We start from the raw sequence: 18,580 nt of genomic DNA, 5'->3' as shown, positions 1-18,580 counted from the left end.
GTTAAACGAAGGTAGCCGGAAAATTATAAAAAGTCAATCATTTATCAATAACTTTACAGCAAGAAATTACATGACTGAAATAAATTCAACACAAGTAAATTCAGCATAAATGACCAAAATACTCCTACTTTCTGATACTCATGGATACATTGATGACAACATTCTTAAATATGTAAAACAAGCAGATGAAGTTTGGCATGCTGGGGATATAGGAAGCCTAAAAGTAACTGATGCTATAAAAGCTCTAAAACCTCTAAAAGGTGTTTACGGCAATATTGATGATGCCAAAGTAAGAGTCGAATTCCCAGAGCATAATAGGTTTATGTGCGAAGATGTGGAGGTTTGGATTACACATATTGGCGGCTACCCACCAAAATATAATGTTCGTGTTGCAGAAGCTATAAAGCAAAATCCACCTCGGTTATTTATTTGTGGTCACTCTCACATTTTAAAAGTAATGCCTGATAAGAAATTAAACTTGATTCACATGAATCCTGGTGCTGTTGGCAAACATGGGTTTCACAAAACCAGAACCATGTTGAGATTTACCATTGAAGGCAAAAAAATTGAAAATTTAGAGGTTATTGAATTCCCTGTAAGACACCCAAAAGAATAAGCTTTTAAATTAGCTAGTATTATATTATTTAACACATTGATTCTGTCTTTTAATATGTACTTTTGCAGCTATTTAAAAAAACATAATTATTTATGAGTCAAGTAAAAGAAAATGATACTGTTAGAGTACATTACACAGGAAAGTTAAACAATGGTCAAATTTTTGACAGTTCATTAGAGAGAGAACCTTTAGAATTCCAATTAGGACAAGGCATGCTTATACCTGGTTTTGAAAAGGGTGTTATAGATATGAAAGTAAATGAAAAAAAGACTATCAATATTCCAGTATCTGATGCTTATGGTGATATTCAGCAAGAATTACTATATGAGGTGAAAAAAGAACAATTGCCACCAGAAATGTCTCCAGAAGTTGGTATGGGATTAGCTTCTAAAGACCCTGAAGGTAATGAAGTACAATTTCGCGTAGCTGAAGTAAATGAAGATCATATTATTGTAGACGCTAATCATCCATTAGCTGGACAAGATTTAATATTTGATTTAGAGCTTATTGAAATAAAATAAGTAGCTCTAAACTAGAAATAATCTAAAAGTCTGGACTTAGTCTAGACTTTTTTTTGTCATTGCTAATAAAAAACGGCAAAAAAACAATAGAACTTTGAACAACACCAATGCCTTAGCAAACATTTGCGTTAAGGATTGAGGTATTTGTTGAAGCTCCTCAAAGAGAGCGACCACCGAAAGCCTGACCCGATAGGGTAACGCCAAAAATAAAAAAGCCCAAGATCTTCACCTTGGGCCTACGCACTAATACTACTAAGATATTAGGTTTTATCGTAATCGATCTACAGATTTTACAAGATCTTCATCCTTTTTAATGGCCTTATTGGCTAATGCCAAAAACACGATAGAAATAATAGGAATGAACATCCCAATACCTTTCTCAGAAACGTTAGTTTCTCCAGATATGTTTAGAGATTGATATACAAAAAATCCTAGTAAAATAAAGTTTAATATGATGTTAAGGCGCCCTAAAATAAATTGAGACTTCCTGTTTTTGTATCTAAATATAGCTACTACAGAGAAAAAAGCAGAAGTTAAAAAAGCAGCAAAGACATAATTAACATCTTTTGCCCATACCTGGGTACCGTCTTCTAAACCCCATAAATTAAAAACATATATTAACCCACCCGAAACACCGGCTGCAATAATTAGATATATAGTTTGTATTCTCTGTAACATGTAAGTTTTTAAAACTGGACAGCAAAAATAATAGTTTCTTGCAGAAATAAGTACTAAAACTTAAAATAAAGTTGTATAATTGCAGTAATAATTCTCAACAATCGCTGTTACAGGCGATTAAATTCTCCAGATTAAATATATTTTTTTCTCAGAATTACTCAAAATTTAAATTCAAAAATATATACATTCAATATAAACATCAATGTTTGAAATTTCGCAATTAAAAGAAAAAAAACTCTCTGATTTACAAGAGATTGCAAAAGAATTAAGTGTCCCTAAGTACCGTTCTTTAAAAAAATTAGATCTAGTATATCAAATACTTGATTTACAAGCTGCTGACCCTAAGTCTATTAATAAAGTTACAGAAAGTAAAAGTCCTGAAGAAGAAAAAAAAGCAAGACAAAAAAGACCTAGACAGCGTATACAGAAACCTGTGGGAAACACAGAAAAACCAGCTCCTGAAAAAGCGACTCCAGAGAAAAAGGAAGCGCCTAAAAAAGAAGCTGAAAAACCCGCACCAGTTGCTGCAGCTTCTGAAAAGAAAGAGACTGCACCTCAGCAAAAAAAGGAAGACCACAAACAAGATAAGCCTAAGCAACAAAGTAATCAGCAAAGGCAACATCAACATAAAAATCAGCACAAAAATCAACATAAAAACCAAAAGAATGGAAATGTTGATACCGGTAACAAAGACAATAGAAACCGTTATCGTGAACCTGATTATGAATTTGATGCCATTATTGAAAGTGAAGGTGTATTAGACATCATGCAAGATGGCTACGGATTCTTGCGCTCTTCTGATTACAACTACCTTTCTTCTCCTGATGATATTTATGTATCTCAATCTCAAATAAGATTATTTGGATTGAAAAAAGGAGATACTGTTCTAGGTAATGTAAGACCTCCTAAAGAAGGTGAAAAATATTTCCCTTTAATAAAGGTGAGTAAAATTAACGGTCAAAATCCTAATGTTGTTAGAGACCGTGTAGCATTTGAACACCTAACACCATTATTTCCTCAAGAAAAGTTCAATTTGGCTGATCGCCAAAATACTATTTCTACTAGAATTATGGATTTGTTTGCTCCTATTGGTAAAGGGCAACGTGGTATGATAGTATCACAACCAAAAACTGGTAAAACAATGCTTTTAAAGGATGTGGCCAATGCTATTGCTGCAAATCATCCTGAGGTTTATCAAATGATTTTATTAATTGATGAGCGCCCAGAAGAGGTTACAGACATGCAACGTAATGTAAGAGGTGAAGTAGTAGCTTCAACTTTTGATAAAGAAGCTCATGAGCATGTTAGAATTGCTGACATTGTTTTAGAAAAAGCAAAACGTTTGGTAGAATGCGGACATGATGTTGTGATTCTCTTAGATTCCATTACCCGTTTGGCAAGAGCATATAACACCGTTCAACCTGCATCTGGTAAAATATTAAGTGGTGGTGTTGACGCAAATGCATTACATAAACCAAAACGTTTCTTTGGTGCTGCTAGGAACATTGAAAATGGTGGTTCTTTAACTATCATTGCCACAGCGCTTACAGAAACTGGTTCTAAAATGGATGAAGTAATCTTTGAAGAATTTAAAGGAACTGGTAATATGGAACTTCAGTTAGATAGAAAAATATCTAACCGTAGAATATTCCCTGCTATAGACCTTACATCTTCAAGTACTCGTAGAGATGATTTATTACTTGATGAAAACACCATTCAACGTATGTGGGTAATGCGCAAATATCTTGCTGACATGAACCCTGTTGAAGCTATGGAATTTATTAACGATCGCTTTAAACAAACCAGAAATAACGAAGAATTTTTGATATCCATGAATGGATAATCTTTACTAACTAAACTAACTAAATGAAGCCTTAACAGAAATGTTAAGGCTCTTTTTTTACCATTAAGCTTATGCAAACTTTATTCAAACCATATGCAAACTAAAAAAATTATATGCAATGAGTTAAATGGCCTACTTTTTGAGGCATGTGCACCAAACTTTAATCGCCATTAAATGTATATTTGCGCATATATAAGAATAATCACAATGCCAATTCCTTTAGTTAGAAACCTTTTCTTTATTTTTTTATTAATTCCGTTGTTTTCAATCAGTCAAGTTGAAGAACTTAAAGAAAAAGAAGGCATTAAACTTTTTGTAGACTGTAATTGTGATAAAGCTTATGTTCGACAAGAAGTTAAACATGTTGATCACGTTCGTGACCAAGGTTTAGCCAATGTTATTCTTTTTATATATGATATAGCTAATGGAAGTGGAGGTAGAACTTACAAACTTGAGTTTACTGGTGCCTCGTCTTTTGAGGGCATTACCAGAATCTTAACTTTTGATTCTAACGCTAATATGACCTCAGACGATGTGCGTAAAAGGTTAACCTGGAGAATAGGCAGAGGACTATTGCCTTATATAATAGAATCTAACTTAGAAAATAGAGTAACCTATAAGATTAAAGGCGCGCCTAAAAACGAAGAAGTTGAATTTAATGACCCTTGGAGAAACTGGATTTTTGAGGTTTATGGACAAGGGAAATTCAACAAAGAAGCTAGTAGAAAACGATTTGAATATAAAGTTGGTTTAGAAAGTGATAAAGTTACCGAAAAATGGCGTGTAAGAGCAGATGCTCAGTTAAGTCATTTAAACAGTAAGTTTATTAGAAATGATGAAGAATTCACCAGTACTAGGGATAGATATTGGGGATCAGCAAGTATTGTTCGTAGTATTTCAGACCATTGGTCAACTGGTGTTTTTGGAAATCTTAGTCATGATACCTACACAAATATTGATTTATCAATGGGCTTTACTCCCGCCATTGAATACAATATTTTTCCTTATAGTGAAGTTTTAAAAAGAGAAATTGTATTTGCCTATAAAATTGGTTATCGTTATAACAACTATATAGAAACTACTATTTTTGGTGTTGAAGATGAGTCCATCTGGAATCATGCTTTCGATATTCAAGTACGCTATCGCCAACCATGGGGTAATGTCTTTTCCAGAATTAGAGCCTCTAGTTTTTTAGAAGACTTTTCCAAAAATAGGTTCCAAATGAATAGCAGTGTTTCGGTAAGAATTATTAAAGGCTTTTCGGTAAGGTTTTCAGGAAACATAGAATTTATTCATGACCAAGTTAATCTTCCAGCCGGAGACGCCTCACTAGAAGATGTATTGCTGCAACAAAAGCAAATAGCTACCGATTTTGAATTAGGTTTTTCAGTAGGTGTCTCATATACCTTTGGGTCTGCATTTAATAATATTATTAATACAAGGCTTTAATAATTATTCTTTACTTTATAATCTCTTTCAACTCCTTCTCTGTAAAAACGGAGCCATTTTCAGGTTTTAATTCTCGAAGACTCTTTAGTTTTTCAACATCCATTTCTTCCCATTCACCTGCGAAAGCACTTTTTAGATATTTCATAACATCTAATACATCCTTATCTGTAAAATCAGGATTGTTTACTAACCCAGGCATAGTAATATTAAAATCATATACCTTACCATCAACATGTACAGGACCAGACAAACCATGCAATAAAACTAAAGCCAAGCGTTCTGATGATCCTGAAATGTACTCTGATTGCACTAGAGGTGGTGCTAAACTTTCAACACCCTCTCCTTCAACACCATGACAAGTAGCACACAAATTTCTATAAATTCTATACCCTGAAGTTCTGGAATCTGTACCCCCCTTTTTTCTGGTATAAATGGAGTTTTGTTTCTTGTTTTCCCTATTTACAATTACTTCATTTAAAAGCTCATTTAAAAGATAATCATCCAACTCTTTTTCTCTAATATAGTTTAAATATTCAGTTTCAACATTGCCTAAACTACTCACCAAAGCCTCTTGATATAAAGGTTTTTCTTTATATCTAGATGAGACTTCATATATCAAAGGAAATAGTGATTTTGCATCAACCTGAAACCATTTATCTAATGAACTAAGCATATATAAATCTATTTCAGGATGGTTTTCTTTTGATAATCTTTCAAGTATATTTTTAAAAGATGCAAAAGTATCTTCTGACGCAAACTGACCTGATAAAACTAAACCATGACATTGGGTTTTAACAGAACTACCATTAGTTAAAACTTTTTCTAAATCTTTAAATTTCAATGCATCTAAACCATTCAAAGTATGCAATGCATGAATTTGTGCTATCTCATTATCAGAAGTAAACAAAAGAACTTTTAACAACGAAATCGCACTCTCATCATTTTCATGAATAAGAACTTGTTGCGCCCTATCTCTTAACCAACCGTTTTGATTTTCTAATAAAGACACTAACTCTTTTATTTCTAATCCACTTAAGTCTATAGGCTTATACTCACTGTTATTATTTCTAGCTACCTTTAAAATACGACCCTTACCAATTAAAGTATCTAATTTCTTTTTGGCTAATGCATCACGCATATAAGGTGTCATAAAAGCTCTATCTTGTATAACCCCTCTATGCATATCAACAATATACAAATTACCGTCTGGTCCATTATTAAGATTAACAGGACGAAATCCTTCTTCGGTAGCTGCCAAAAATTCTACATTGGCTTTGGCTTGACTTCCTGACACCTTATCCGCCTCAAAAGTTAAAATGTTACGCTTTACAATATTAGCTTCTGGAACACAAACAAAAGCATTCTCTTTAAAGGCTTTCGGAAATTGATTTCCCCTGTAAATTAAAGGCCCACATGCAGACGTAACATTAATTAGCAAACTATCTTTATCTAAAACTCCTTTTACATACCCTCTATTTACTGATGTAGGATGTAAAGGGTAAACTCTTTGATCAGGAGTAAGAACATTATTTAAACCCGTTTTGGGTTTATAAAATTTGTTTTTTATTAAGGTATTTGGCAACATATAGTCTCCTAAAAGTTGTACCGAATTGGTATTGTAATACAATCTTCCGAAATTGTCTTTACTAATTCCCCATTGCCCTCTAAAAGTTGTGGGCTCCTTAATCCAGTTACCTTCTTTTCTTTGATATCTAAAATACGATTTGGCATTATAAATCCAATTATCAATATGCATCATTAAACCATTTGGTTGATGCTCAACATTTCCACCTTCAGAATACAAAGAATCAACTAAAACTTTATTTAATGGCTTATCATTATCTATATTAACAAACCAAAGGTTAGGCGGTTCGGCATACAAAAGCCCTCCATAAACATGAGCAATTGCCCTAGGCAAAACCAAACTATCGATAAATACTTTAGCATGATCAGTAATACCATCATTATCTAAATCTTCCAGAATAGAGATTGTGCCATTTGGCTCATCATCACCTGCACCACTTAGGTTTCTCATGTAACCTTTCATTTCCACAACCCACATACGCCCTTGATTATCAAAATCCATTGCAACTGGCGCTTCAATAAAAGGTTCTGAGGCAACAACCTCTATATTAAAACCTTCTTCTATTTGATATTTATCAAGAGAGATTTGGGGTTCATCAAATGTTTTTGGCTTACATGAATAGCTCAATAAACCAGATATGATAGTAAGTAGAAAAAAGCTTTTATAGGACATAAAATAACTTCAATAATTCTGTTTTCAACACAATATTATTAAATCTCCTTTAATCTAAGGAACATTATTATCCAGGATTAGGCAAGAAATGTTTTCAACTCTGAAATTTCACCAAAAAAAAGCCTTTCTTTTCAGAAAGGCTTTTAAAATATTGTTTTAGCTTATCTTATAAAGCAGCAACATGCTTAGCCAAACCAGATTTAAGGTTAGCCGCTTTATTAGCATGAATAACGTTTTTCTTAGCTAATCTATCTAACATAGAAACTACCTGAGGAAATAAAGCCTCTGCTTCTTTCTTATCAGTTAATTCACGTAACTTCTTAATAGCATTACGCGTAGTTTTATGCTGATATTTATTTATAACTCGCTTAGCTTCGTTACTTCTAATTCTTTTTAACGCTGACTTATGATTTGCCATTTTGTTTTATTTCTTATTAAAAAATTGTAGCCCGTAGGGGAATCGAACCCCTCTTACCAGGATGAAAACCTGGCGTCCTAGCCGATAGACGAACGGGCCATTTTGGTTAATTCATAATTTAATGAACATACAATTCGTGATTGCGGATGCAAAAATACAACTATTTTTAAATGTTGCAATACTTAATCAAAGTTTTTTAAAAAAAATTTAAATTAATATGCTTTTGCGAACAATACTCTACCTTTTGAAGGGTTTCCAGAGTAAACACACACACCATCTTCTGATTCACTCTCTAAAGGAATACATCTAATTGTTGCCTTAGTAAGTTCTTTAATCTTATCTTCTGTTTCATTAGTACCATCCCAGTGAGCAGATATAAATCCTCCTTTAGTTTCTAACACTTTTTTAAACGAATCAAAATCATCAACCTTGGTAATATGGTTATTTCTGTAATCTAATGCTCTTTTAAATAAACTTTCTTGAATTTCTTCTAACAAATCTTCAATAACCACAGATATTCTATCTAAAATAACCGTTTGCTTTGATAATGTATCTCTTCTTGCCAATTCAACTGTTTCATTCTCTAAATCTTTCGGTCCAATGGCAATACGCAAAGGCACACCTTGCAATTCATGTTGTGCAAACTTAGCCCCAGGGCGAAGTGTATCTCTTTTATCAAACTTAACTGAAATACTTCGATCTCTCAAATCACTAATAATATCTTCGGCAACTTTACTAATAGCCTCAAACTGTTCATCATTTCTATATATAGGAACAATAACTACTTGATAAGGCGCTAAGTTGGGAGGCAATACCAATCCGTTGTCATCGCTATGAGTCATAATAAGCGCTCCCATTAACCTAGTAGAAACACCCCAAGAAGTAGCCCAAACATAATCTTGTTTTCCTTCTTTATTTGCGTATTTAACGTCAAAGGCCTTTGCGAAATTCTGCCCTAAAAAGTGAGAGGTTCCAGCTTGCAATGCCTTCCCGTCTTGCATTAAAGCTTCAATACAATAAGTATCAACCGCACCAGCAAAACGTTCACTTTCTGTTTTAACCCCCTGAATTACAGGAATAGCCATGAAATTTTCAACAAAAGTAGCATACACATTATTCATAAGTTTGGTCTCCTCAATAGCTTCTGCTTCTGTTGCATGAGCCGTATGACCTTCTTGCCATAAAAATTCTGCTGTACGTAAAAACAAACGCGTGCGCATTTCCCAGCGTACTACATTTGCCCACTGATTAACTAATATTGGTAAATCTCTATAAGACTGAATCCAATTTTTATAGGTATTCCAAATAATGGCCTCACTGGTAGGTCTAACAACCAACTCCTCTTCTAATCTAGCTTCTGGATCTACTCTTAACTTACCAGGTTTGTCAGGATCATTTTGCAATCTGTAATGTGTTACAACAGCACATTCTTTTGCAAAGCCTTCAGCATTTTTTTCTTCAGCTTCAAACAAACTTTTAGGAACGAATAACGGAAAATATGCATTTTGATGACCTGTTTCTTTAAACATTCTATCTAATTCTGCTTGCATTTTTTCCCAAATAGCATAACCATAAGGTTTAATAACCATACATCCTCTAACTGCCGAATTCTCCGCTAGGTCTGCCTTGACAACCAATTCGTTATACCATTTCGAATAATCTTCTGCTCTACTTGTGAGTTTTTTGCTCATATATTTTTTTTGGCACAAATATTGTGACTATGTTAAATAATAAAATAGTTCAGCAAAACTAACTATTTTTGTTATGTCCAACAATAAAATTATACAGATATGCGCTTAAATAAATACTCAAAAAGAAAAGTGTCATTCATAGCCATGATTGGTTTAATGTTTGGCTTAGTGTCATGCGGTTCTTATCAATACGTTGGTGGTGATGATGATGGTATTTATGGAGGAGAAGTAATACAAGTAACTCAAACACCTAGGGAAACAGTTGTTGAAGTACCTAATAAGACTAATAGTAATTATTATAAAAATTACTTTACAAATAAGTCTTTGCAATATGAAAATTTAATTGGGGACGATGCTGTTTTTACAGATATTGATTCTTATGAATCTGATAATTACGTTGAAAACGATTCTATATATAATGACTATCAAGGTCATGCAGGTTGGGGACAACAAAGCAATAATGTTACCATAAACTATATTGATAACGGATGGAACAACTGGGGTTGGAATGCAGGATTTGGTTGGGGTTGGAATAACTGGCGTTGGAATAGATGGGGTTGGAATGACTGGAACTATGGTTGGAACAACTGGGGTTGGAATAATTGGGGCTTTTATGACCCATGGTGTCCACCTTTTTACGGTGGTGGCTACTATGGCGGTTGGGCTTATAGTCCTTGGAGATCTGGATATTATGGAAACAGATATTATAATGGTTATTACGGAAACAGATATAACAACAATCGTGGTTTAGCTTATAGCTCTAGCAGAAGAGGAAGTTATTACTCTGGAAGAAGCTCAAGAGGCCTATCGAGCAGTAATAATTATAGCACATCTAGAAGAAGTAGTGTTTCTAGCAGATCTACAAAACCTACAACTTCTAAATACAATTCTGCCAGAAGAAGCAGTGTTTCTAGTACTTCTAGTAGAGCAACTACATATAACAGAACCGAATCTAACAATAGAGGAACATCTCGTATTAGTAGTGTAAATAGAAACCCTTCTAGTAATTATAATGTTAGACGCTCTTCTAGCCCAAGTAATGTTAGAACCTATACAAATTCACAAGGAAGAAAAACAACAGTGTCTAGGACACCGACATCAAATTCTAAAACCAGATCTTCATCACCTGCAGTAAGAAGAAGTTCTAGTAGCGTTTACAAACAACCTACAAGGAATTATAGTAGCGGCTCTTCAAGGTCAACATACTCATCGCCATCATCATCTTCTAGAAGCTACAGTTCTTCTAGTAGTAGAAGTTCTAGTTCAAGTGGATCTGTTTCTAGATCTTCAGGAAGTAGCAGAAGCTCAGGTTCTTCAAGATCATCAAGTGGAGGTGGAAGACGCAGATAATCTTTATTAATAAAAACAAAAATTCAACTATATGAAAAAGTTAAGTTTGCTATTCATAGGCTTGCTATCTATGTCCTCAATTTACGCTCAGGATTTAACTGATGCATTAAGATATTCTCAAGACAATATTCAAGGAACAGCTCGTTATAGAGCACTTAGTGGTGCCTTTGGAGCTTTAGGAGGCGATATGAGTGCCGTTAGTTTAAATCCAGCAGGTTCAGCTGTATTTAGCAGAAGTCATGCTTCTATATCAGGTTCTAACGTAGATATTGAAAATACATCAAACTATTTTGGAAGCTCTGGGATTACAAACGAATCTAACTTTGATTTAAATCAAGCTGGTGCTGTTTTTGTTTTTACTAGTAACAACAATAACTCTCCATGGAGAAAATTCACCTTAGGCGTAGCCTATGAGCGAACCAACAACCATGAATATAATTGGTTTGCCGCTGGTACCAATACAACTAATGATCCCGACTTTAGTAATTCTATTGCTAGTTATTTTTATGATTTTGCTGATGGAAAAAGGCTTGATGAGATTTCTTCATTACCAGATGAATCATTAGCAGATGCTTATCAAGATATAGGCAGTATATATGGCTTTGCCCATCAACAAGCTTTTTTAGGTTTTGAATCTTTTATTTTAGAACCAGACGACATAAATGATGATGCCAACACTTTGTACTTTTCAAATATTGCTTCTGGTAACTTTGAGCATGATTATACATATGCTGCCACTGGATACAATGGCAAGGTATCCTTTAATCTAGCAGCCCAGTATGAAGACAATTTATATTTAGGTTTAAATTTAAACTCTCATTTCATAGATTATCAGCGCTCCTCTCTTCTTTTTGAAGATAATATTAATGCAGGATCAACAGTTAATTTTGTTGAATTCGAAAATACGTTATCAACTACCGGTAACGGGTTCTCATTTCAATTAGGAGGTATCATGAAACTAAGTGACGAATTTAGGGTTGGTGTAACTTATGATTCACCAACTTGGTATACAATAGAAGAATCAACTTCTCAATATTTAGGAACCGACGGTGCTAATGGGTTTATTGAAATTTACCCGCAGGTGTTAAATGTTTATCCACAATATAGAATGCAAACACCTGGAAAACTCACAGGCAGCTTAGCCTATATTTTTGGAAAACAAGGACTTATAAGCTTTGACTATTCTAGAAAAGATTACGGAAGCACTAAGTTTAAACCTGAGTCTGATGCTTATTATCAAGATTTAAATGCTAACATTAATGATATGTTTACCCAAGCTTCAACTTATAAACTTGGCGGTGAATACAAACACCAACAGTTTAGCTTTAGAGGTGGTTACCGCTTTGAAGAAAGCCCATACACAGATGGAGTTACAATAGGTGACCTCAATGGTTATTCTTTAGGTTTGGGTTATAATTTTGGCAACACCAAAATAGATGTTACTTATGATCAATTTGAAAGATCTTATAGCAATGAATTATATCACTTAGATTTTGGCAACGCACCGCAGGCTATGTTAGATAGAATAAACTCTAATATTACAGTATCTCTAAGTTTCAATATTTAATAATTTCACACAACATAAATAAAAGCTTGAATATTTATAAATATTCAAGCTTTTATTATGTAATTACAATTGATGAAACGAGACCAAGACCATGGTTTGTCGCGTTAGGGATTGGAGCAAGCTACCTTGTAGTGCGGAAAGCCCGACCCAAAGGGTAACGCCCAAATGCATAATCCACTAATTAATTGTTTGTTAATAGTAAAGGTAAAATAAGTGAATTACTTATCTTTGCAGACTAAAATTGATTTTTAAAAATGAAAATTGATAAAGATTTTGAAGATTTTGACGCTTTAGGAAATGAGCATATAGGCACATCGCAAAATACACCCATGCGAAGCGATGCCTTTAGACTTACGAATGATGAAAAAATTGACATCATTAAAGACGATGTGCGTCACATTATGGAGACTCTTGGCTTAGACTTAAGTGATGACAGCTTGCAAGGAACACCAAATAGAGTTGCAAAAATGTTTGTTAATGAGATTTTTGGAGGGTTAAATCCTGATAAAAAACCGAGTGCTTCAACATTTGACAATAAGTACAAATATGGTGAAATGCTAGTTGAAAAAAACATTACGGTATATTCAACCTGTGAGCACCATTTATTGCCCATAGTTGGTAAAGCACATATTGCCTACATTTCAAATGGCACTGTTGTAGGTTTATCTAAAATGAATAGAATCGTAGATTACTATGCTAAGCGACCACAAGTACAGGAACGTTTAACCATACAGATTGTAAAAGAACTTCAAGAAGTCTTGGGCACTAAAGATGTTGCCTGTGTTATAGACGCTAAACATTTATGTGTGAACTCTAGAGGTATTCGAGATATTGAAAGTAGCACGGTAACTTCTGAGTTTGGTGGTAGATTTAAAGATAAAGCCACAAGACGTGAGTTTTTAGATTACATTAAATTAGATACAAAGTTTTAGTAAACCCTATTTCTGTTTATCAACAACCTATGCAGCTTTATAAAGACCAACAGTTAAAAATATACAATTCACTTACTGGAGAAAAAGAAGTTTTTAAAACTATAAATGAAGGTCATGTGGGCATGTATGTTTGCGGACCTACCGTTTATAGTAATGTTCATTTAGGAAATGTAAGAACTTTTATGTCTTTTGATGTCATTTTTAGATATCTGAAACATCTAGGTTATAAAGTAAGGTATGTTAGAAATATAACAGATGCAGGTCATTTAGAGAATGACGCTGATGTTGGTGAAGATAAAATAACTAAAAAAGCACGTTTAGAACAGATTGAACCTATGGAAGTAGTACAGCGCTACACCGTAGATTTTCATAATATTTTAAACACATTAAACTTTTTACCTCCTAGCATTGAACCAACTGCTACTGGACATATCATAGAACAAATTGAGTTAATAAGCACTATTATTGATAATGGCTTTGGATATGAAGTAAACGGATCAGTTTATTTTGATGTTCACAAATTCAATGAAACTAATGATTACGGAAAGCTAAGTAAACGTAAATTAGAAGATTTAATTCATAATACACGTGAATTAGATGGTCAAAGTGACAAAAAGAATCCACAAGACTTTGCTCTTTGGAAAAAAGCAGAACCGCAACATATTATGCGTTGGCCCTCACCTTGGGGCGATGGTTTCCCTGGCTGGCATTTAGAGTGTACAGCTATGAGCACCAAATATTTAGGAGAAACCTTTGATATACATGGTGGTGGTATGGATTTAAAATTCCCGCACCACGAATGCGAGATAGCACAAAACGAAGCGGCTATTGGAAAATCTCCTGTTAATTACTGGATGCATGCTAACATGCTTGAAATGAACGGACAGCGCATGTCTAAATCTACAGGAAACATAATCAATCCAAACGAATTACTATCTGGCAATAACGATAAGATGAGTAAAGCCTACTCACCTAGCGTTATCCGTTTCTTTATGGCTCAATCATCGTATAGGAGTGTTCTTGATTTAACTGATGATGGTTTAAAAGCTAGTGAGAAAGGTTATAACCGCCTTATGGAAGCCATGGCTTTAATATCTAGTTTAAAGGCTTCAGGCTCTTCATCAATCAATATTAATGAATGGCTTCAAAAATGTTATGATGCCATGAATGATGACTTTAATACACCTGTTTTAATTGCCAATTTATTTGAAGGTGCCAAATTCATCAATCAAGTAAAAGAAGGCAGCGCAACATTAACGGTTGAAGATTTAGAAATACTTAAAAACAGTTTAAACACTTTTGCTTTTGACATTTTAGGTCTTTTAAAAGATGCCGAAGCACAATCTGGGGGTGATAAGCTTGCTGGTACTGTGGATGTTTTAATTAAATTAAGACAAGAAGCTAGAGCCAATAAAGATTTTGCGTTATCAGATCAAATTAGAGATGAATTAGCCTCTATTGGTATTGTTCTTAAAGACGGAAAAGACGGCACCACGTTTACTGTTAACTAAAATTCAATTTGTTTGATATTAAGTTGTTTAGTTGATATTTGATTTAACAACTCCCGGGCATACAACAAACAAATCAAAATGAAAAAAATACTCATAGCACCGTTTTTGTTTTTGATAAAAGTGTATCAAACACTTATATCTCCATTAACACCAGCTACGTGTAGATACACTCCAACCTGTTCTCATTACAGCAAAAAAGCATTACAAAAGCATGGCATTTTTAAAGGAGGCTGGTTAGCAATTAAACGTATTTTTAGTTGTCATCCTTGGGGTGGTTCTGGGTATGATCCTGTGCCTTAATCTTTACTTCTCTCCTTAATTTTACACGAAAATTTCGCTAAATTCGTTTAACAATCGATAAATTTCATTGAAACAGAACTATATCTTTGCATTGTACACAAAACCTAAAATGAAAATCGGAACTAAAATATTAATCCTATTTCTGACTTTGAATTTCCTTTCTCGCAAAGGTTCAGCGCAAGAAACTGAAACAAAAAAACCAATTCCCGAATTTGACTTCTCAAATAATGAAAAGTTCATAGAAACAAAGCTTAAAGACCTAGTAATCAATGATTATGACAGTGTTTTCAGTCCTTCACAAAGGAAAGAGCTATCTGACATCATTTATGACTATAAACATTGAAACAACGCGTCAAATAGTTGTTGTGACAATTGATAGTATTTCACCTTATTCGGATATTCACAAATATGCAACTGATTTAAGCAATTATTGGGGAGTTGGAGATGCTAAAAAAAATAATGGACTGACAATTGTTATGTGCAATCCTTGTAAAAAAATTGGAATTGCAACTGGAACTGGCACCGAACTGATTTTGACAAACGAAATCTGCAAAAAAGTAATTGACCAAACTATAATTCCCGAATTTAAAAATGGAAACTTTTATGACGGAATTAAAAACGGTGTGGTTGAATTAATAGAAAAATGGAAATAAAAGTACTGAGTACAAAAATGTATAACTGCAATTAGGACGGATTCGACTGCGTCTGAATCCACTCGGAATTGCTAAAGTCGGTGCTAACAAAAAATTAACAGATATAAACCCGTTACGGACGGTTAAACGAATCCATAAAATTAGAATCGTTAATTCTCCGGAATATGCTTCAAAATCTCTAGCACAAACTTCCAATACTTTTGAGCCGAAGAAATTTGAGCACGTTCGTCTGGTGAGTGGGCACCTTTTATGTTAGGGCCAAAGCTTATCATATCCATATCAGGATAATTCGTTCCTAAAATACCGCATTCCAAACCAGCATGACAAGCAGCCACATGTGGTTTTTCTCCATTTAAATCTTCATAAAGTTTGGTCATTACTTTAAGAATAGCCGAATCCATATTAGGTGCCCAACCTGGGTAATCCCCCGAAAGCTCCACCTCACAACCGGTTAACTCAAACGTAGCTCTTAAGGTATTTGCTAAATCCATTTTAGAACTTTCAACTGAAGAACGTGTTAAACACAAAATTTTTATATCTCCATCTTTAATAAGTACTCTTGCCAAATTATTGGATGTTTCTACTAAATCTGGTATTTCAGCGCTCATTCTAAAAACACCATTCTGAGCTGCGTATAGAGCTCTGGTAACACCTTCTTGAACCCCCAAATCCATAATAGTTTTAGGCGTTTCACATTTAGAAACAACAACATCTAAATCAGGTTCCATGGTTTGTAATTCTTTCTTAATCGCATTTGATGCTAAAGCCATTTCCAATAAAAAGGCATCTTCATGAATAGCATCAATAGCAACTATTGCTTTGCTCTCTCGAGGAATTGCGTTACGCAAACCACCTCCATCAATTTCAGAAATTCGTAAACCATAATTCTCAAAGCCATCAAATAACAAACGGTTCATGATTTTATTAGCATTTCCTAAGCCTTCGTGAATTTGCATTCCTGAATGTCCCCCTTGAAGACCTTTCACGTCAATAACAAATCCTATTTTAAACTCAGGGGTTTCCTCTTCATTATATGCTCTAGTGGCTGTTATATCAATTCCTCCTGCGCACCCTACACCAATTTCATCATCCTCCTCTGTATCTAAATTCAATAAAATACCACCTTCTAAAATACCACCTTTTAAACCCATGGCTCCAGTCATACCAGTCTCTTCATCAATAGTAAAAAGAGCCTCAATAACCGGGTGTTCAATTTCTGTACTTTCTAAAATAGCCATTATGGTAGCAACTCCTAATCCGTTATCAGCACCAAGCGTTGTTTCTTTTGCACGTACCCAATCACCATCTACATACATATCAATACCTTGGGTATCAAAATCAAACACAGTATCACTATTTTTTTGATGCACCATGTCTAGATGAGATTGCATGACCACAGTAGTTCTATTTTCCATCCCTTTGGACGCAGGCTTTTTGATAATAACATTACCCACTTCATCAACCACGGTTTCCAAACCAAGATTTTCACCGAATTCTTTCATAAACGCAATAATACGCTCCTCCTTTTTTGATGCTCTCGGAACTGCATTTAAGTCTGCGAATTTATTCCAAAGTTGAGTTGGTTCAAGTTGTCTTATTTCTGTACTCATAATTTTCAGATTCTAATCACACAAAGATACGTTTTACCGCTAAGCATTAATAAACATTTATGTATTTTTGATTCATGCTGAAATACAAAAAACTAATTCTGGCGCTTAGTTTGATTCCTCAATATTTACTGGTGTTGTTTCTTTCAAAACAACCTGAATATGTAGAATCTTTTTACAGTAATGGTTTATACATTTATATCTCTAAAATATTTAGATATGTTCTTGGTTGGCTACCATTTTCTTTTGGCGATTTAATTTATGCTTTCGGTATTATTTACTTATTGAGATGGTTATTTAAAAACCGAATGCGCCTAATTAAAGATACCAGAAAGTGGGTTATTGATGTCTTTTCAGCAGTAGCCGTTTTGTATTTTGCTTTTCATTTACTTTGGGGCCTTAATTATTACCGGGTACCATTGCACAAAAGTCTTAATTTAAAACATGAATACAGTACCGAACAGTTAATTGAAGTAACTAAAAAACTGATTGATGCATCGAATAAATTACACTCTAAATTATCTGTAAACGACAGCATTAAAGTAGACCTCCCTTTTAGTAAGAAAGACATTTTCAAAATAACTACAAATGGCTACGATAATTTAAAAACCGTTTTTCCTCATTTAGAATACCAACCCAAAAGCATTAAAAAATCTTTATTCAGTTATCCGTTAACTTACATGGGATTTAGTGGTTATTTGAATCCATTAACTAATGAAGCACATGTTGATGGTCTTATTCCAACTATTAAATTCCCAACCACATCGGCTCATGAAATGGCGCATCAATTAGGATATGCCGCTGAAAATGAAGCCAATTTTATTGGGTGTTTGGCATCAATACATAATGAAGATGTCTATTTTAAATATTGTGGATACACCTTTGCCCTAAAATATTGCCTGAACGATATATATAAACGTGATGAAGCCTTATTTGAAGAAATTATTGAAACTGTAAACAAGGGCATATTAAAAAACTACGAAGAAGTAAGAGAGTTTTGGGAAGCTCATGAAAACCCAATTGAGCCTTTCTTTAAACTGTTTTACGGAGGTTATTTAAAAGCTAATCATCAAACCAAAGGCATGAAAAGTTATAGTTACGTGGTAGCACTTTTGGTTAATTATTTTGAAAAAAATGCCTTGTAATCGACTAATATTGAGACGTAAGCTTCCTTGTCACTACAGTTA

16 protein-coding genes and 1 tRNA gene are annotated in these 18,580 nt (G+C 34.0%); 11 read left to right on the top strand and 6 right to left on the bottom strand.

Features of this window, described 5'->3' with window-relative positions:
* Positions 1-109 precede the first annotated feature (109 nt).
* A complete protein-coding gene (locus FUA22_RS15205; protein ID WP_147769446.1) occupies positions 110-616 on the top strand; it encodes a metallophosphoesterase family protein in 507 nt (168 codons plus the stop codon).
* A gap of 92 nt (positions 617-708) precedes the next feature.
* Positions 709-1,137, top strand: coding sequence for an FKBP-type peptidyl-prolyl cis-trans isomerase (locus FUA22_RS15200; protein WP_147769445.1), 429 nt, complete (start codon positions 709-711; stop codon positions 1,135-1,137).
* Positions 1,138-1,404: 267 nt separating this feature from the next.
* Here FUA22_RS15200 and FUA22_RS15195 read toward each other — a convergent pair whose 3' ends face one another.
* On the bottom strand, positions 1,405-1,815 hold the full coding sequence (locus FUA22_RS15195) for a DUF4293 domain-containing protein (protein WP_147769444.1): 411 nt from the start codon (positions 1,813-1,815) through the stop codon (positions 1,405-1,407).
* A gap of 202 nt (positions 1,816-2,017) precedes the next feature.
* Here FUA22_RS15195 and rho point away from each other — a divergent pair, with 202 nt between their 5' ends.
* Together rho and FUA22_RS15185 are read left to right on the top strand one after the other, a co-directional pair.
* Positions 2,018-3,658 (top strand): transcription termination factor Rho, encoded by a 1,641-nt coding sequence (gene rho / locus FUA22_RS15190; RefSeq protein WP_147769443.1) that lies wholly within the window; start codon positions 2,018-2,020, stop codon positions 3,656-3,658.
* A gap of 207 nt (positions 3,659-3,865) precedes the next feature.
* A complete protein-coding gene (locus FUA22_RS15185; RefSeq protein WP_170309946.1) occupies positions 3,866-5,107 on the top strand; it encodes a DUF481 domain-containing protein in 1,242 nt (413 codons plus the stop codon).
* A gap of 10 nt (positions 5,108-5,117) precedes the next feature.
* Here FUA22_RS15185 and FUA22_RS15180 read toward each other — a convergent pair whose 3' ends face one another.
* From FUA22_RS15180 to proS, 4 genes are all read right to left on the bottom strand, one after another.
* The gene (locus tag FUA22_RS15180) at positions 5,118-7,319 is read right to left on the bottom strand and encodes a DUF7133 domain-containing protein (protein ID WP_241664840.1); all 2,202 of its coding nucleotides are present in this window, start codon (positions 7,317-7,319) and stop codon (positions 5,118-5,120) included.
* A 211-nt stretch (positions 7,320-7,530) separates the two neighbouring features.
* Positions 7,531-7,782: a 30S ribosomal protein S20 gene (gene rpsT / locus FUA22_RS15175; protein ID WP_147769440.1), complete on the bottom strand. Its 252-nt coding sequence runs from the start codon at positions 7,780-7,782 to the stop codon at positions 7,531-7,533.
* Positions 7,783-7,809: 27 nt separating this feature from the next.
* Positions 7,810-7,881, bottom strand: a tRNA-Glu gene (locus tag FUA22_RS15170).
* 113 nt (positions 7,882-7,994) lie between these two features.
* Complete coding sequence (proS, locus tag FUA22_RS15165; protein ID WP_147769439.1) at positions 7,995-9,473, bottom strand: proline--tRNA ligase; 1,479 nt, start codon at positions 9,471-9,473, stop codon at positions 7,995-7,997.
* Between the two features lie 99 nt (positions 9,474-9,572).
* On the opposite strand from proS, the gene FUA22_RS15160 reads away from it, so the two are divergent.
* The 6 genes from FUA22_RS15160 to FUA22_RS15135 all read left to right on the top strand — a co-directional run bounded on the left by FUA22_RS15160 (position 9,573) and on the right by FUA22_RS15135 (position 15,786).
* Positions 9,573-10,823 (top strand): hypothetical protein, encoded by a 1,251-nt coding sequence (locus tag FUA22_RS15160; RefSeq protein ID WP_147769438.1) that lies wholly within the window; start codon positions 9,573-9,575, stop codon positions 10,821-10,823.
* A gap of 31 nt (positions 10,824-10,854) precedes the next feature.
* A complete protein-coding gene (locus FUA22_RS15155) occupies positions 10,855-12,390 on the top strand; it encodes an OmpP1/FadL family transporter (RefSeq protein ID WP_170309945.1) in 1,536 nt (511 codons plus the stop codon).
* A 254-nt stretch (positions 12,391-12,644) separates the two neighbouring features.
* The gene (folE, locus tag FUA22_RS15150; RefSeq protein WP_147769437.1) at positions 12,645-13,322 is read left to right on the top strand and encodes a GTP cyclohydrolase I FolE; all 678 of its coding nucleotides are present in this window, start codon (positions 12,645-12,647) and stop codon (positions 13,320-13,322) included.
* 29 nt (positions 13,323-13,351) lie between these two features.
* Positions 13,352-14,833 carry a cysteine--tRNA ligase gene (gene cysS / locus FUA22_RS15145; RefSeq protein WP_147769436.1) on the top strand — a complete coding sequence of 494 codons (1,482 nt, stop codon included), beginning with the start codon at positions 13,352-13,354 and terminating at the stop codon, positions 14,831-14,833.
* 78 nt (positions 14,834-14,911) lie between these two features.
* Positions 14,912-15,133 (top strand): membrane protein insertion efficiency factor YidD, encoded by a 222-nt coding sequence (gene yidD, locus FUA22_RS15140; RefSeq protein ID WP_147769435.1) that lies wholly within the window; start codon positions 14,912-14,914, stop codon positions 15,131-15,133.
* 275 nt (positions 15,134-15,408) lie between these two features.
* On the top strand, positions 15,409-15,786 hold the full coding sequence (locus FUA22_RS15135) for a TPM domain-containing protein (protein ID WP_241664839.1): 378 nt from the start codon (positions 15,409-15,411) through the stop codon (positions 15,784-15,786).
* 149 nt (positions 15,787-15,935) lie between these two features.
* Here FUA22_RS15135 and FUA22_RS15130 read toward each other — a convergent pair whose 3' ends face one another.
* On the bottom strand, positions 15,936-17,396 hold the full coding sequence (locus FUA22_RS15130; RefSeq protein ID WP_147769434.1) for an aminoacyl-histidine dipeptidase: 1,461 nt from the start codon (positions 17,394-17,396) through the stop codon (positions 15,936-15,938).
* A gap of 74 nt (positions 17,397-17,470) precedes the next feature.
* On the opposite strand from FUA22_RS15130, the gene FUA22_RS15125 reads away from it, so the two are divergent.
* The gene (locus FUA22_RS15125) at positions 17,471-18,538 is read left to right on the top strand and encodes a DUF3810 domain-containing protein (protein WP_147769433.1); all 1,068 of its coding nucleotides are present in this window, start codon (positions 17,471-17,473) and stop codon (positions 18,536-18,538) included.
* Positions 18,539-18,580: the final 42 nt, after the last annotated feature.

The organism is Seonamhaeicola maritimus (assembly GCF_008056315.1).
Classification (GTDB): domain Bacteria; phylum Bacteroidota; class Bacteroidia; order Flavobacteriales; family Flavobacteriaceae; genus Seonamhaeicola; species Seonamhaeicola maritimus.
Note: the sequence above shows the minus strand (reverse complement) of the source record. Positions and strands in the feature narration are given on the sequence as shown.

Excerpts from the sequence above, each read along its gene's own strand:
- FUA22_RS15205 (WP_147769446.1), top strand. The coding sequence starts at position 110 with ATGACCAAAATACTCCTACTTTCTGATACTCATGGATACATTGATGAC.
- FUA22_RS15200 (WP_147769445.1), top strand. The coding sequence starts at position 709 with ATGAGTCAAGTAAAAGAAAATGATACTGTTAGAGTACATTACACAGGA.
- FUA22_RS15195 (WP_147769444.1), bottom strand. The coding sequence starts at position 1,815 with ATGTTACAGAGAATACAAACTATATATCTAATTATTGCAGCCGGTGTT.
- rho (WP_147769443.1), top strand. The coding sequence starts at position 2,018 with ATGTTTGAAATTTCGCAATTAAAAGAAAAAAAACTCTCTGATTTACAA.
- FUA22_RS15185 (WP_170309946.1), top strand. The coding sequence starts at position 3,866 with ATGCCAATTCCTTTAGTTAGAAACCTTTTCTTTATTTTTTTATTAATT.
- rpsT (WP_147769440.1), bottom strand. The coding sequence starts at position 7,782 with ATGGCAAATCATAAGTCAGCGTTAAAAAGAATTAGAAGTAACGAAGCT.
- proS (WP_147769439.1), bottom strand. The coding sequence starts at position 9,473 with ATGAGCAAAAAACTCACAAGTAGAGCAGAAGATTATTCGAAATGGTAT.
- FUA22_RS15160 (WP_147769438.1), top strand. The coding sequence starts at position 9,573 with ATGCGCTTAAATAAATACTCAAAAAGAAAAGTGTCATTCATAGCCATG.
- FUA22_RS15155 (WP_170309945.1), top strand. The coding sequence starts at position 10,855 with ATGAAAAAGTTAAGTTTGCTATTCATAGGCTTGCTATCTATGTCCTCA.
- folE (WP_147769437.1), top strand. The coding sequence starts at position 12,645 with ATGAAAATTGATAAAGATTTTGAAGATTTTGACGCTTTAGGAAATGAG.
- cysS (WP_147769436.1), top strand. The coding sequence starts at position 13,352 with ATGCAGCTTTATAAAGACCAACAGTTAAAAATATACAATTCACTTACT.
- yidD (WP_147769435.1), top strand. The coding sequence starts at position 14,912 with ATGAAAAAAATACTCATAGCACCGTTTTTGTTTTTGATAAAAGTGTAT.
- FUA22_RS15135 (WP_241664839.1), top strand. The coding sequence starts at position 15,409 with ATGACAGTGTTTTCAGTCCTTCACAAAGGAAAGAGCTATCTGACATCA.
- FUA22_RS15130 (WP_147769434.1), bottom strand. The coding sequence starts at position 17,396 with ATGAGTACAGAAATAAGACAACTTGAACCAACTCAACTTTGGAATAAA.
- FUA22_RS15125 (WP_147769433.1), top strand. The coding sequence starts at position 17,471 with ATGCTGAAATACAAAAAACTAATTCTGGCGCTTAGTTTGATTCCTCAA.